Origin of the sequence: Brevundimonas sp. MEB006b (genome assembly GCF_030209705.1) — a bacterium.
Classification (GTDB): domain Bacteria; phylum Pseudomonadota; class Alphaproteobacteria; order Caulobacterales; family Caulobacteraceae; genus Brevundimonas.
Genome location: NZ_JARVRL010000005.1, coordinates 87,582 through 100,612, shown reverse-complemented (window position 1 = coordinate 100,612; position 13,031 = coordinate 87,582). Strand labels below are relative to the sequence as shown.

The 13,031-nt window shown below is 66.8% G+C and carries 12 protein-coding genes and 1 tRNA gene; 7 read left to right on the top strand and 6 right to left on the bottom strand.

The genetic code is table 11. The features are described 5' to 3' along the window. Positions 1–22 precede the first annotated feature (22 nt). Both QRN13_RS06870 and QRN13_RS06865 read left to right on the top strand, forming a co-directional pair. Positions 23–1,774, top strand: coding sequence for a sensor histidine kinase (locus QRN13_RS06870; protein ID WP_284877344.1), 1,752 nt, complete (start codon positions 23–25; stop codon positions 1,772–1,774). Beyond that, on the top strand, positions 1,774–3,105 hold the full coding sequence (locus QRN13_RS06865; RefSeq protein WP_284877343.1) for a sigma-54-dependent transcriptional regulator: 1,332 nt from the start codon (positions 1,774–1,776) through the stop codon (positions 3,103–3,105). Before QRN13_RS06870 ends, QRN13_RS06865 begins: the two co-directional genes overlap by 1 nt. A gap of 36 nt (positions 3,106–3,141) precedes the next feature. Here the strand turns inward: QRN13_RS06865 and QRN13_RS06860 are convergent, their stop codons facing one another. Next, positions 3,142–3,876, bottom strand: coding sequence for a sterol desaturase family protein (locus QRN13_RS06860; protein ID WP_284877342.1), 735 nt, complete (start codon positions 3,874–3,876; stop codon positions 3,142–3,144). A gap of 74 nt (positions 3,877–3,950) precedes the next feature. Here QRN13_RS06860 and QRN13_RS06855 point away from each other — a divergent pair, with 74 nt between their 5' ends. Continuing rightward, on the top strand, positions 3,951–4,436 hold the full coding sequence (locus tag QRN13_RS06855; protein WP_284877341.1) for a sterol desaturase family protein: 486 nt from the start codon (positions 3,951–3,953) through the stop codon (positions 4,434–4,436). Here the strand turns inward: QRN13_RS06855 and fni are convergent. After that, a complete protein-coding gene (fni, locus tag QRN13_RS06850) occupies positions 4,403–5,446 on the bottom strand; it encodes a type 2 isopentenyl-diphosphate Delta-isomerase (RefSeq protein WP_284877340.1) in 1,044 nt (347 codons plus the stop codon). The two genes, QRN13_RS06855 and fni, sit on opposite strands and share 34 nt — an antisense overlap. A gap of 109 nt (positions 5,447–5,555) precedes the next feature. Between fni and QRN13_RS06845 the strand changes: the two genes are divergently transcribed. From QRN13_RS06845 to QRN13_RS06835, 3 genes are read left to right on the top strand one after another with little or no spacing between them, the layout of a single operon-like run. Continuing rightward, positions 5,556–6,452: a polyprenyl synthetase family protein gene (locus tag QRN13_RS06845; RefSeq protein ID WP_284877339.1), complete on the top strand. Its 897-nt coding sequence runs from the start codon at positions 5,556–5,558 to the stop codon at positions 6,450–6,452. Further along, a complete protein-coding gene (locus tag QRN13_RS06840) occupies positions 6,442–7,359 on the top strand; it encodes an ABC transporter ATP-binding protein (protein ID WP_284877338.1) in 918 nt (305 codons plus the stop codon). Before QRN13_RS06845 ends, QRN13_RS06840 begins: the two co-directional genes overlap by 11 nt. Next, entirely contained in the window at positions 7,356–8,423 is a 1,068-nt protein-coding gene (locus QRN13_RS06835) for an ABC transporter permease (RefSeq protein ID WP_284877337.1), read from the top strand. Before QRN13_RS06840 ends, QRN13_RS06835 begins: the two co-directional genes overlap by 4 nt. A 3-nt stretch (positions 8,424–8,426) precedes the next feature. Here QRN13_RS06835 and QRN13_RS06830 read toward each other — a convergent pair whose 3' ends face one another. The 3 genes from QRN13_RS06830 to crtY are packed head-to-tail and all read right to left on the bottom strand — an operon-like array spanning position 8,427 to position 12,003. Further along, on the bottom strand, positions 8,427–9,359 hold the full coding sequence (locus tag QRN13_RS06830) for a phytoene/squalene synthase family protein (RefSeq protein ID WP_153922776.1): 933 nt from the start codon (positions 9,357–9,359) through the stop codon (positions 8,427–8,429). Next, positions 9,356–10,837, bottom strand: a complete 1,482-nt coding sequence (locus QRN13_RS06825; RefSeq protein WP_284877336.1) for a phytoene desaturase — start codon at positions 10,835–10,837, stop codon at positions 9,356–9,358. Before QRN13_RS06825 ends, QRN13_RS06830 begins: the two co-directional genes overlap by 4 nt. Then, entirely contained in the window at positions 10,837–12,003 is a 1,167-nt protein-coding gene (crtY, locus tag QRN13_RS06820) for a lycopene beta-cyclase CrtY (RefSeq protein ID WP_284877335.1), read from the bottom strand. The genes QRN13_RS06825 and crtY overlap by 1 nt, the downstream gene beginning before the upstream one ends. An 80-nt stretch (positions 12,004–12,083) precedes the next feature. Here crtY and QRN13_RS06815 point away from each other — a divergent pair, with 80 nt between their 5' ends. Beyond that, positions 12,084–12,809, top strand: coding sequence for a fatty acid desaturase (locus QRN13_RS06815; RefSeq protein ID WP_284877334.1), 726 nt, complete (start codon positions 12,084–12,086; stop codon positions 12,807–12,809). Positions 12,810–12,906: 97 nt separating this feature from the next. Here the strand turns inward: QRN13_RS06815 and QRN13_RS06810 are convergent. Then, positions 12,907–12,998: transfer RNA gene (locus tag QRN13_RS06810), tRNA-Ser, on the bottom strand. Positions 12,999–13,031 lie beyond the last annotated feature (33 nt).

The following is a 13,031-nucleotide window of genomic DNA, read 5'->3' as shown; positions in this document are numbered from 1 at the left end:
GGTAACGACAGCATGCTGGTTCATGATCGCCGTCCTGGCGGCTTTCGGCGCAGGCGAGGTTGCTCGGCGTGACGCTCAGATAGAACTGGCTCGGCAGACGGAGGCGGCCGCCGCCTTGCACGCAGCCGTGCTACGCAGCGAACTGGAAAAGCACCGCTCCCTGCCCCTGGCGTTGGCAAGCGATCCCGACATTGCCGCCCTGCTGAGCGCCCCGCAGACTGCGAAAGGCGATCCTGTCAGCCTTAAACTTGAGACTTTGGCGCGTCAGACACGGGCCGCCGCCATCTACATCATCGACGCCAACGGCCGGACCCGCGCCGCCAGCAACTGGCGCCTGCCGACCAGTTTCGTCGGCGCCGACTATGGGTTTCGCCCCTATTTCATCAACGCCATGCGCCAGGGGCAGGCGGAGTTCTTCGCCTTGGGCACCGTGTCCGGCCGACCCGGACTTTATCTGGCGCGGCGCGTTGACGGGTCGAGCGACTCCGCCGTGGGCGTCGTCGTGGTCAAGGTAGAGTTCGCCGCTCTCGAGGCCGAATGGCGCGCGTCGGGTGAGCCGGCCTATGTGGTCGATCCCGGCGGCGTCGTGCTGATCACCAGTGTGCCGGCATGGCGTTTCCGCACCACCGAAGCGCTGGACGAACGTCGACGGCGGCTTACATTGACCGATCAGACGCTTCAACCCGAGGCATTGCGTCCCCTCCCCTTCGTGACGCCCCCCAATGATCGACCGCGTCTGATCCAGGCTCCAGTCGATGGACGTGAGCAACGCTGGATGCATGCGGGGATCCCAACGGAAACGCCCGGCTGGACCCTGCACCTGCTGTCGCCGGATCGCGGATCCATTGGGACTGCCGTCGCAACCGCACGGGCGCTTGCGGCCCTGATTGTCACCCTGCTGGCAGGCGTCATCGCCGTGCTGCTGCGTCGTCGTCATCATGCCCTTGTCCGCGCCCGTGCCGAAGAAGAGGCGCGGCTGGAGCTGGAAAGGCTGATCGACGAACGCACCCACGAGCTTCGTGACGCCAATGCCGCCCTTAATCGCCAGATCGAGGAACGCCGCCGAGCCGAGACCGCACGCGAACTGCTGCGTGACGAACTGGTCCAAGCCAGCAAACTCGCCGCCTTGGGGCAGATCGTCGCCAGCGTGGCGCATGAGATCAACCAACCCGTCGCCGCTATCCAGACACAGGCAGAGACTGCCGGCGTTCTGCTTGACCGCGACGACCCCGCCAAGGCGCGTGGCGCGTTGGCGCGGATCAGCGACCTGACCCAGCGCATCGGCGCCATCACCGAGGGCCTAAGGGTCTTTTCCAGAAAGTCAGATCCCAAAATCGGCATCGTCCGTCTGGAAGACGCGATCTACGGCGCCTTGCTGCTAACGCGCGGCCGATTGGACGAGGGCGGCGTCGAATTGATCCGCGAAGGCGACGCAGACGTCACAGTGCGCGCCGACCGCTTTCGCCTGGAACAGGTGATCGTCAATCTGGTCAAGAACGCTTCAGAAGCGCTGGAAGGCTGCGATCGGCCGCGACTAACGCTGAAAGTCTTGCGCGATAAGGACCGTGTTCGATTGAGCATTTCCGACAATGGCCCTGGCGTCCCTCCCGCTGTGCGCGCCCAACTGTTCACGCCCTTTGTCACCACACGCGCAAATGGCCTCGGCTTGGGTCTGGTCATCTGTCGAGATCTGATCGCCGGTTTCGGCGGCGAGCTTGACTTGGTCGACGAGGACGTCGGAGCGACCTTTGTCGCCACGCTGAGGATCGCGTGATGGAATTCGCCCGCCCCACTGCCATCGCTCTGATCGAGGACGACGCCGATTTCCGCCATGCCTTGGTCGAGCGCCTCACCTTGGAAGGTTACGACGTCCGCCCTTTTCCGGGGGCCGAAACTGCATTGAGAGCGATTGACGCCGATTTCCCGGGCGTTGTCATCACCGACCTGCGGATGCCCGGCCTCGATGGCCGCCAGTTGCTCAGCCGCCTGCAGGCTTTGGACGCGGCCCTGCCGATCATCATGATCACTGGCCATGGCGACATCACCGACGCCGTCGCAGCGATGAAGGACGGAGCCTACGACTTCGTCGCCAAGCCTTTTCCGTTTGAGCGCCTTCAGGACAGCTTGAACCGCGCGCTGGAAAAACGCGGCCTGGTGCTGGAGAACCGCCGGCTGCTGGCTATGGCGTCGGACAGCGGGCAGGAACTGCCCCTGGCGGGATCGTCGCGCGCCATCGCCGCCCTCCGCGCCACCATAGCTCAGATCGCCGACGCCCGGATGGACGTGCTGATCGAAGGCGAAACCGGGACAGGAAAGGAGGCCGTTGCGCGCGCCCTGCACAACGGCGGCCGACGACGATTGTCGCCTTTCGTCGCCGTCAACTGCGGCGCCCTGCCTGATGGGCTGATCGAGAGCGAACTGTTCGGACACGAACTCGGCGCCTTCGCCGGAGCCTTGCGCCGCCGGGTTGGGCACGTCGAACGGGCGCACAACGGCTCACTGTTTCTGGACGAGGTCGAGAGCATGCCTCTGGCCGTTCAGGTCAAGATTCTGCGTGTCCTGGAAGAACGCGAAGTCCATCCGATCGGAGCCAACGAACCCCGCGCCTTAGATTTGCGTGTCCTGGCGTCGTCAAAGATCGATCTGGGCGAAGCCGCGCGCGCCGGCGCCTTTCGCGAAGACCTCTATTACCGTCTGAACGTCGTGCGGCTCCGCGTACCGCCTCTGCGGGAACGGCGAGAAGATATTCCCCTGCTGTTCGCCCACTTCCTGCGTCGCGCTGCGGACCGCCACGGCGTTGATACGCCCACAATAAGCGACAGCGTAAGACGCCTGTTGGTTGAGGCCGACTGGCCCGGCAATATCCGCGAACTGGCGCATTTCGCCGAACGCGTCGCCTTGTCGCTCGACGACACGATCCGCCCGCCCGATGAAGGCTTGAGCCTTCCCGACCGCGTCAACCGATTCGAAGGCGAACTGCTGCGCGACGCGCTACAGTCCCATCGTGGGGACATATCCGCAGTGCTCGGCGAAATGCAGGTTCCGAGAAAGACGCTGTACGACAAGCTGCAGCGGCATGGCCTAAAACCCGCTGACTTCCGCTGAGAACGCACGACCATCCGGGTTCAAAGCGGTGGCGTCTCAGCCTCTCTTCCTTCGAGCGGAAGAAATCTCGCTGCCTGCCCATCGGTCCCACATCTGGAAATACAGGCCATAGTTGCCGTTGAAGCGTTTGTGGTGCGCGTCGTGATGGGTGGCGGTGATCATCCAGCGTAGCGGGGCGCGTTTCAGCCAGGACGCGGGCCAGATTTCTCGGCCTGCGTGATTTAGTACGGCGGTTGCGGTCATTAGGGTGAGCAGCGCCAGCGCTACGCCCCAATGAATGGGGATGAACAGGGTCAGGGCCGGCAGGAACCAGGCTGTGGCGATCGCTTCGGCCGGATCAAAGGCGAAGGAGGCGAAGGCGCTGGGATCGCGCGACCGATGATGCTCGGCATGGGCCCAGGGGAAGATGCGCGGATGGTGCAGTCCGCGGTGGACCCAATAGTAAAAGGCGTCGTGGGCCAGCATGTAGACGATGAAGCTGGCGGGCAGCCACCATAGCGACCAGGCATGGATATCGTCGTAGATCGCCGTCCCGCCGCGCTTCCAGAGTTCGATGACAATTGCGGCCGGCAAGGCGTAGATCGGGCACGCGATCAAGGACGCGATGACTTCGGCGCGGATGCGTTTCGGCGCCGGCGGCCTGTGGTTCAGCTGACGCCCCCGTCCCGCTCCGCCCCACAGCAAGCCATGAGTCACAACGCCGACCAGCAGATAGCGCAAGCCGATGATCAGGCTGAGCGCGAGGGTGGTGACGAACAGGTCCTTCAACATGGGCGCACAGACGGCGAAACGTCGCGCCGGGTCAAGTCGTGACGCGCGGTCCCTAAAGCGCCTAAGATGGGGTCATGCCCTGGCCGACGATGATCCTGCTGTTCCTCGCCACCTTCTTGGGGATGGAGGTCTTCGCCTGGGCGATGCATCGCTACGTCATGCACGGCCTGCTGTGGACCTGGCACCGCAGCCATCATGAGCCGCACGACGACGTGCTGGAAAAGAACGACCTGTTCGCCGTGGCGTTCGCCGCCCCGGCCATCATCCTCGTCGCCTTGGGCCTGCATCTGTGGCCTTGGGCGCTGCCGATCGGCCTGGGCGTCACGGCCTATGGACTGGTCTATTTCTTCTTCCACGACGGACTGGTGCATCGCCGTTTCCCGACGGGGGTCGCAGGGCGCTCGGGGTTCTGGACGCGGCGCATTCAGGCCCACCGGCTGCATCACGCAGTGCGGACGCGCGAAGGCTGCGTGTCGTTCGGTTTTCTGTGGGTGCGGTCGGCGCGTGCGCTGAAGGCCGAACTGTCTCAGAAGCGCGGCGCTTCCAGCAACGGCGCCTGAGCCAGTGCGGAGAGGTCCGCCGACCCGGTGCAGAAGCAGGCCAGCCTAAGCTGAGCCGCCATCAGATCCAGGTGATCCACCACGGCCTCGGTCGAAGTCAGCGCTGCTTCGAGCATGCCCGCCGCTTGGCCGACCAGACAGGCGCCCAGCCGGATCGCACGCGCCGCATCCAGCCCGTCGCGGATGCCGCCCGACCCGATCATATCCAGTTCCGGCGCGGCCTCGGCGCAGTCTGCCAAGCTGCGCGCCGTCGGCACGCCCCAGCTGGCGAAGGGCGCGGCCAGCGCTTCCGCTCGGCCGCCCGTCGCTCGTGCGCCCTCGATCAGGCCCCAGTTGGTGCCGCCCGCCCCGGCGACGTCCAGCGCAGCGACGCCCATGTCCGCCAGACGGCGCGCCACCGCGCCTGACAGGCCGGCGCCCGTCTCCTTGACGATCAGACGGCCCGGGAAAGCCGTTGCAACCTTCTCGATGCCTCGCGCCACGCCTCGCCAGTCGCGATCGCCCTCAGGCTGAACGCATTCCTGCAATGGGTTGAGATGCAGGATCAGGGCGTCGGCGCCGATCATCTCCATGGCCCGCCGCGCCTCATCGACACCATAGCCCAGGGCGAACTGCACGGCGCCCAGATTGGCCAGGATCATCGCATCCGGAGCCCGGCGTCGCAGGTCCAGCCCCAGCCCCAAGCCGCCGTCCGTCTCCAGCGCCACACGCTGCGAGCCGACCGCCAGAACGACGCCCAAAGCCTGGGCCGCCTCGGCCAGCCGCGCATTGATGGCCTCGGCCCGCGACGGCCCGCCGGTCATCGAGCTGATCAGGAACGGCAAGGCGACCCGTCGCCCCAGAAAGCGCGTCGCCAGATCGATGGCGTCGTGATCGAGATCCGGCAGGGCGTCGTGAACGAAACGGACAGCGTCCAGACCCGATGTCGTCTGGCTGACGCCTCGCCCGGCCCGCACGTGGTCGATGTGTTCGTCCTTGCGCCGGATCAAGGCATCGGCGTCGGTGGACATCGCAAACGGCTCCTGGCGGGTTGCATCCGACGCGGTCGTGATGCCGTATGGCATCATAAGGGTTCGGCGCGTGGTCGCAACGCGACGTCGACGACAATGGGAGATCTGTATGGCCATCGTCGGCATCCGGCGCCAACCGCCTCTGGCGGGCGCATCCTGCGAACCCGACGATCTAGGTCTGCAGGTTCAGGCGCGCCTGGCCGAGGTCGCCCCGGCGCATGACGGCCTGTTGTCCACGGCCGCCCGCGAAGCCTTGCTGGGACAGGGAAAACGCGTCCGGCCGGTGCTGGCCATGCTGGCGACGGCGCATGTCGGCGGCGAGCCGGAAGACGCCCTGGACTACGCCTGCGCGCTGGAAATGGTCCATGCCGCGTCGCTGGTTTTGGACGATCTGCCATGCATGGACGACGCATCGCTGCGTCGGGGACAGCCGACCCTGCACCGTCGCCATGGGGAGGATACTGCCGTGCTGGCGGCCGTGGCCCTGCTGAACCAAGCGACGCGTCTGGTGCTGCAGACCCCGGCGCCGGCGGAAACGCGGCTGGCCGTCCTGGACCTTTTGACGCAGGCGATCGGCTTCGAGGGTCTGTCCGAGGGTCAGATGCGCGACCTGCGCGACGACGCAAGGGATCGCAACGAAACCGCCTTGCGCCAGATCAACGATCTGAAAACCGGCGCCCTGTTCGTCGCCACCGTGCGCGGCGGCGGTCTGCTCGGCGGCGGCGATGCGCAGGATCTGGCGCGGCTGTCGATTTTCGGCGAGGCGATCGGCTTCGCCTTCCAGCTCTGCGACGATCTGCTGGATGTCTGTTCGACCGTCGATGCGGTCGGCAAGGACGTGGGTCAGGACGACGACACCACCACCTTCGTCGATCTGTGGGGTGAATGCCGGACCCGCGCGGCGGTGCGGCAATCGTTGGCCAAGGCGGTCGAGGCGGTCGGCCATGACAGCCCACTGGCTCTCTATGTCCTGGACCTTTTCCAGCAGGCCGAACTTGGGGTCTGACGTCGCGCCAGCCTTGTCGCTGAGCGGGATCGATGCGGGCTACGACGGCCGATCCGTGCTGCGTGACTTCAGCCTGAGCATCGCTGCGGGCGAGGTCTATGCCCTGCTCGGGGCGAATGGCGCGGGCAAGTCCACGGTGGCGCGTGTCGCCTCGGGTCTGCTGCCCGCGCGGCGCGGGCGTGTCGTCCTGGGCGAAGGCGGTGGACCACGCGGACGCATCGGACTGGCACCGCAGGACAGCGCCCTGTTTCCGGCCCTGTCGCCGCGCGAGAACGTCGATGTGACGGCGCGGCTATGCGGCGTGCCCAAGCGTGATCGTGGCGCGGCGGTGAACCGCGCGCTCGACCTGACCGGCTGCGGCCCGCGCGCGGACCAGCCGGTGCGCACCCTGTCCGGCGGCTGGAAACGGCGCGCCAACCTCAGCGCCGCCCTGGTCGGAAAACCGCGCCTGCTGATCGCCGACGAACCGACGGAGGGCGTGGATGCGACGACCCGCAGCGTCCTGTCCGTCGCCCTACGCGAAACCGCAAAAGCCGGCGCGGGCTGCCTTCTGATCAGTCACGACGCCATCTTCGTCGCCGATACGGCGGACCGGATCGGCATCCTGGCGCAGGGACGACTTCTGGCGGAGGGCGTCCCGAACGCCCTGCTTCATCGCTCCTTCGGCTCAGCCCGGCTGCTCAGCATTCGCCTGACCCGACCCGCGTCGGACCCCGCCGCCCAATGGTTCACCCAGGCGGGGTTGACCGCGTCCGAGGACGGGCTGGAGTGGCGTAGGCTCTGCGAGGACGCGTTGGCCATCGCCCAGATGCTGGCCGCCGTCGTCGATGGCGAGGATGGCGAGGTCGCCGTGCGCCGCCCAGGCCTGGACGACTTGGTCGCACAGCTGTCGCAGGCTCCATCATGATGGCGGTGGCGGGCGCCTGGGCGAGAGGGTTTTGGCGCGACCGCGCAGGCGTGATCCTGACCCTGCTGTTGCCGCCCCTGGTCTATCTGTTGTTCGCAGCGATCTTCGGAGCGGGCGCACGGGGCGACATAGACACCACAGTCGTCCTGCATGACGCGTCGCGCACGCCCGCGACGGCGGCGATCCGCGAGGCGGTGTCGAAGGACATAGGCGATCGACTTCGCATCGTCGAAGATCTCGAGGCCTTCGACCGCGCCGTCATCGACGGTCGCGCTGACGCCGGCATACTGATTCGGCCATCGACGCAGGGACCGCCAAAACTGGTGATCGTTTCCGCCGCCGGCCGGGACGTGGCGGCGTCGGCGCTTCAAGCGCGGCTGGAGCCGATGGCCGCCGCCCTGTCGGGGCAGGTCGCACGACCCACGCCGCGCGTTCAGACCCTGCAGATCGGTCCCGAGGGTGATGTGCAGGCGACCTATTATGCGGGCGCGGTCAGCGTCATGTTCGTCTTCTTCGCCACCATGCACGGGGCCATGGGCGGGCTGGACGAGCGACGATCCGGCCTTCAATCACGCCTGGCCCTAGCCCGCGGCGGCCTGGGGCCCATCCTTGGCGGGCGGGCCGTCTGGCTGACGGCGGTCGGCGTGATGCAGTCGGCGGCGGTCTTTGTCGCGGCCTGGGTCAAGCTGCCCGCCCTGGAGCCTTGGCAGATGGCGGCGGCTGCGATGACTGCCTTGGCGATCGGTTGCTGCGCCGCCGGTCTGGCCCTGGCTCTGACAGCAGCGTGTCGATCGCGCGAACAGGCCCAGCCGCTCACGACCTTCGTGGTCCTGCTTCTGGCTGCTTTGGGCGGATCGATGGCGCCGCGCTTTTTGATGCCGGAGGCCTTCCGCGATTTCGGCTGGATCACGCCCCACGCCTGGGCGATCGAGGCCTATCAGGCCGTGATCTGGCGCGGCGAATTCACGTCGACCGTCATCGCCGCCTGGGCGGTCATGGCCGGCCTAGGCGCAGGCGGCCTTGCGATCGCCCTGATGTTGGAGAGGCGGCGCGCGGCTCGCTGATCGTCAGACGTGTGTCCACAACGCCGGGCGCGGCGGCGGCTCGCGCCAGGCGTCCAGTGTCTTGCACCACAAGGCGATCAGACCACCCCGCCCCAGCAGCATCAGCTTGCCCGCCTTGTCGACGGACGTCCGCCCGTCCCAGGCGCTCACCCCGGCGCGCGACACATGGCGACCGATAGACCGATAGACGCCGCGCGCCGTGGCGATGGCCCAGGCCGAGCGCGGGTTCAGATCGCGCAAACCCCAGCGCGCCGAGGCGTAGAAGGGCTCGGCCGCCGCCACCAGACGCTGCGCCGTCTTCGCCACGGCCGCGCGGTGCTGGGGCTGATCGACCTGATCGCGCGGCACGCCCGCCTCATCCAGCCAGGCGCCGGGCAGATAGACGCGTCCGCCCTTCGCATCCTCGACCACGTCGCGAGCGATGTTCGTTAGCTGGAACGCCAGCCCCAGGTCCTGGGCGCGTCGCAAGGTCGGCGCATCGTCCACCCCCATGATCCGCGCCATCATCACCCCGACGACGCCGGCGACGTGATAGGCGTAGTCCAGCGTGTCCTCCAGCGTATCGTAACGCCGGCCGACCACATCCATCTCGAACCCTTGCAACAGGTCCATCGCCTCATCGGCTGGAATGCCATGACGCATGGCCACGCGCTGGAAGGCGGTGAAGACCGGGTCCGTCTGCGGCTCACCGGCCAGGGCGGCGGCGGTGCGCAGGCGCAGTTCGTCCAGTTTCTCGCCGGCCAGCACAGGATCGATGCCGACCGCGCCGTGGCCCAGCACCTGGCCGTCGATCTCGTCGTCGCAGTGCCGGCACCAGGAATACAACATCCAGGCGTCGTCCCTGATCGCCGCGGGGAACAGGCGCGCGGCGGCGGCGAAGCTCTTGGACCCCTGCTCCATCGACTGGCGGCTGTGATCCAGGACGGCGTCGGTCATGCCGGCTGCCTCGCGTCCTCGATCATCAGGGCGGCGGTGGCCTTGGCCGATCCGACCACGCCCGGCACGCCCGCGCCGGGATGGGTGCCGGCGCCCACGAAATAGAGGTTGGGGATCTGGTCGTCGCGGTTATGCACCCGGAACCAGGCGCTCTGGGTCAGGATCGGCTCCAGCGAGAAGGCCGAACCCTGGTGCGCGTTCAGCTGGTCGCGGAAATCGACCGGCGTGAAGATGCGGCAGGTATCCAGGTCCGCCGTCAAACCGGGGATGTAGCGTTTTTCCAGATAGGCCAGGATCCGGTCGCGATAGCGCGGCCCCTCGACCTCCCAGTCGATGTCGGCCGAGGCCAGGTGTGGCACGGGCGCCAGCACATAGAAGGCGTCGCAGCCTTCCGGCGCCAGTGACGGATCGGTCCGCGTCGGCGCGTGCAGATACAGCGAGAAGTCATCGGGCAGGTCCGGCCCCTTGAAGATTTCGGCGATCAGCTCGCGATAGCGCGGCCCGAAAAGCACCGTGTGGTGGCGCACCTCCGGGTGGACGCGTTTCAGGCCGAAATAGATGACGAACAGCGACATGGAGTGACGCCGCGACGCCAGCTTGGCGCCCTCCTTTTGACCGCGCGGTTCCTGACCCAACAGGCGCTGATAGGTGTGAACCACGTCGGCGTTGGAGGCGACCATGTCGAAGGCCAACGTCTCGCCGTTCACCACCACGCCGGTCGCACGACCGTTCGCCATGGTGATGCGCTGAACGGGACTGTTCAGCCGGACTTCCCCGCCCAGATCCTTGAGCAGACGCACCATGGCCTGGATCAGGGCTCCGGTGCCGCCACGCGGGAACCACACGCCCCAGCGCCGCTCCAGCGCATGGATCAATGCATAGATCGACGAGGTGGCGAATGGATTGCCGCCGACCAGCAGGGAGTGGAAGCTGAACGCCTGACGCAGGTGCTCGTCCTGAATATAGCTGGCGACCTTGTCATAGACCGATCGCCAGGCCTGAAGCCGCATCAGTTCCGGCGCCGCCTTGACCATGCTGGCGAAGTCCAGGAACGGCACGGCCCCCAGCTTCAGATAGCCTTCCTTCAGCAGGTCCTGCGAATAGGCAAGGAACTTGCGATAGCCTTCCTTGTCGGCCGGATTGCGCGCCACGATCTGGCGGTCCAGCTCATCCTGATCGTTGACGTAGTCGAAGACGTCGCCGTCTTCCCAGCACAGCCGATAGAAGGGCGCGACCGGCAGCAGATCGACATAATCCGACAGCTTGCGCCCGCTGGCCTCGAACAGTTCCTCCAGCGCCGACGGGTCGGTGATGACGGTGGGACCGGCGTCGAAGGTATAGCCCTTGTCCTTGAACACATAGGCCCGGCCGCCCTCCAGATCGCGGGCCTCGAACACCGTGGTCTGAATGCCCGCCGACTGCAGCCGTATGGCCAGCGACAAGCCTCCGAAGCCCGATCCGATTACAGCAGCCCGCATCACGCACGTCCTCTTTCGACCAGACAGGTCAGTGCGGCGCCGATCGGCACCGGGGGTTTTCCGCTCAGGATCCGCGCCTTGTCAGCGAGTGTGGATCCCGCGGCGTAGAAGCGTTCGACCAAAGGCTGGGGCAGACGATAGAAACGCTCCAGCACCTTGTATCGCTCATCGGGCCGCGCCGCACGGAATAGCATCCGGTTCAGCAACCGATAAAAGCCTCGTCCGGCCCATACGTCATGCGCATGCCGGCGGATGTCTTCGGCGATCGTCGCCGGCTCGAAATCCCGCGCCAACCGGTCGGCCAGCCGCACCGCGTCTGGCAGGGAATAGCCGGTGGTCGGGTGAAACAGCCCGGCGCGCAGGCCGCTGAGCGCCGTCGGCCCCATTCGCGACAAATGCGCGCCGATGTCCCCATCGAGCGCCACGGGCAGGACGCCGTCCTCTTCGCGCAAGACCGTCTCGATCTCCCAGCCCTGCGCGCGGACGTAATCCAGCACGCCCTGCCGGAAGGCCGCGCGATCCAGCGCATCCCCGTCGGTGTAGCGCGTATCCTCGATCAGCAGCGTGCGATCATCGAACGGCAGGGTGTAGAGAAACCGATAGCCCCCGGCCTGATCGACGCAGGCGTCCATGACGATGGGCGTGGTCAGACCGTGCGGCGCCGCCAGCCGCACCTCCAGCCCGACGAACTTCTGAAAACCCAGCGCCAGATCCGGCGTCGCGGTCGGCCCGCGCCCATCGATCACCGCCTTGGCGTTCAGACGCCGTCCATCAGCCAGCACCGCTTCGGTCGGCGACACCGAAGCGACCGGCGCACCCAGCATGACCTTTCCGGGCAAAGCCGCCTCGACCACCGCCGCAAACCGTTCGGCCGTGACGCTGCAATAGGGGGTCGACAGCGCGCGCTCGAACTGGGGAAAACGGACGCTGTATCCTGGCCAGCGATGCACGGCCAAGGGCGCGATCCAGTCGCGCTGCGCCTGCGTCAGGTCGCTGTCGAAGAAGGACCAGGTGTGGACCCCGCCCAGGGTCTGCGCCGCCTCGACGATTCGCACGTCCAGATCGGGCCGCAGCTGCGACAGCCGCAGCGCCAGCAGGCCATTGGCCAGGCCGCCGCCGACCAGCAAAAGGTCCGGCGCGGAAGTGTCAGAGGCGTCGACCTGCATTCCAGACAGGTGGCACGCGACGACGCATGCGGCAAGCGAACAGGATGCTTACGGGGCCGCGATGCGCTAAGTGTCGCGCCATGTCCGCCGTCACGCCAATGTCACGGGTCGTCCCGAACCAGGCCCTGATCGGTCTAACGCTGGCCGGCCTGATCGCGGCGGCCTGGCTGAGCCTGCATATCTACGGCGTCTATTTTCATCGCTGGACGATCTGGAGCGTCCTGACCGTTCCGCTGATCGTCGCCGTCCAGACCTGGCTGTCCGTCGGCCTGTTCATCGTCGCCCACGACGCCATGCACGGCTCGCTGGCCCCGGGACGCCCACGGCTGAACACGGCGATCGGCAGCCTTGCGCTGGCCCTCTACGCCGGTTTTCGGTTTGCGCCGCTGAAGACGGCACACCACGCCCATCACGCTGCGCCCGGTACGGCGGACGATCCCGACTTTCACGCAGAGGCTCCAAGCGCCTTCCTGCCCTGGTTTTACGGCTTTTTCCGCACCTATTTCGGCTGGCGAGAACTGGCCGTTCTGACGGTGCTCGTGGCCGTCGCGGTGCTCATCCTCGGCGCCCGAATGCCCAACCTTCTGGTCTTCTGGGCCGCGCCCGCCCTGCTCTCGGCGCTACAGCTTTTCACATTCGGCACCTGGCTGCCTCACAGGCATACCGACGAAGCCTTCCCCGACCACCACAACGCCCGCACCAGCCCCTTCGGCCCGGTCCTGTCGTTGCTGACCTGCTTCCACTTCGGCCGCCACCACGAACACCATCTGACCCCCTGGAAGCCCTGGTGGAGTTTGTTCAGCTAGGCGTCCCCGGTGGTCGTTTTCAACGGCGACATGATGCACGAAGCCTCTGCCCCGCCGACCCATGGCGGCTGCTGATCAGCCCATATTCTGAGAGGAATGGCGGAGACGGAGGGATTCGAACCCTCGGTACCCCTTACGGGGTACGACGATTTAGCAAACCGTTGCCTTCAGCCACTCGGCCACGTCTCCTGCGAGGGCGTCGATAGCGGAGGCTGATGCGTC

Excerpts from the sequence above, each read along its gene's own strand:
- QRN13_RS06855 (WP_284877341.1), top strand. The coding sequence starts at position 3,951 with ATGCCCTGGCCGACGATGATCCTGCTGTTCCTCGCCACCTTCTTGGGG.
- QRN13_RS06860 (WP_284877342.1), bottom strand. The coding sequence starts at position 3,876 with ATGTTGAAGGACCTGTTCGTCACCACCCTCGCGCTCAGCCTGATCATC.
- QRN13_RS06865 (WP_284877343.1), top strand. The coding sequence starts at position 1,774 with ATGGAATTCGCCCGCCCCACTGCCATCGCTCTGATCGAGGACGACGCC.
- QRN13_RS06835 (WP_284877337.1), top strand. The coding sequence starts at position 7,356 with ATGATGGCGGTGGCGGGCGCCTGGGCGAGAGGGTTTTGGCGCGACCGC.
- crtY (WP_284877335.1), bottom strand. The coding sequence starts at position 12,003 with ATGCAGGTCGACGCCTCTGACACTTCCGCGCCGGACCTTTTGCTGGTC.
- QRN13_RS06845 (WP_284877339.1), top strand. The coding sequence starts at position 5,556 with ATGGCCATCGTCGGCATCCGGCGCCAACCGCCTCTGGCGGGCGCATCC.
- QRN13_RS06815 (WP_284877334.1), top strand. The coding sequence starts at position 12,084 with ATGTCCGCCGTCACGCCAATGTCACGGGTCGTCCCGAACCAGGCCCTG.
- QRN13_RS06825 (WP_284877336.1), bottom strand. The coding sequence starts at position 10,837 with ATGCGGGCTGCTGTAATCGGATCGGGCTTCGGAGGCTTGTCGCTGGCC.
- fni (WP_284877340.1), bottom strand. The coding sequence starts at position 5,446 with ATGTCCACCGACGCCGATGCCTTGATCCGGCGCAAGGACGAACACATC.
- QRN13_RS06870 (WP_284877344.1), top strand. The coding sequence starts at position 23 with ATGATCGCCGTCCTGGCGGCTTTCGGCGCAGGCGAGGTTGCTCGGCGT.
- QRN13_RS06830 (WP_153922776.1), bottom strand. The coding sequence starts at position 9,359 with ATGACCGACGCCGTCCTGGATCACAGCCGCCAGTCGATGGAGCAGGGG.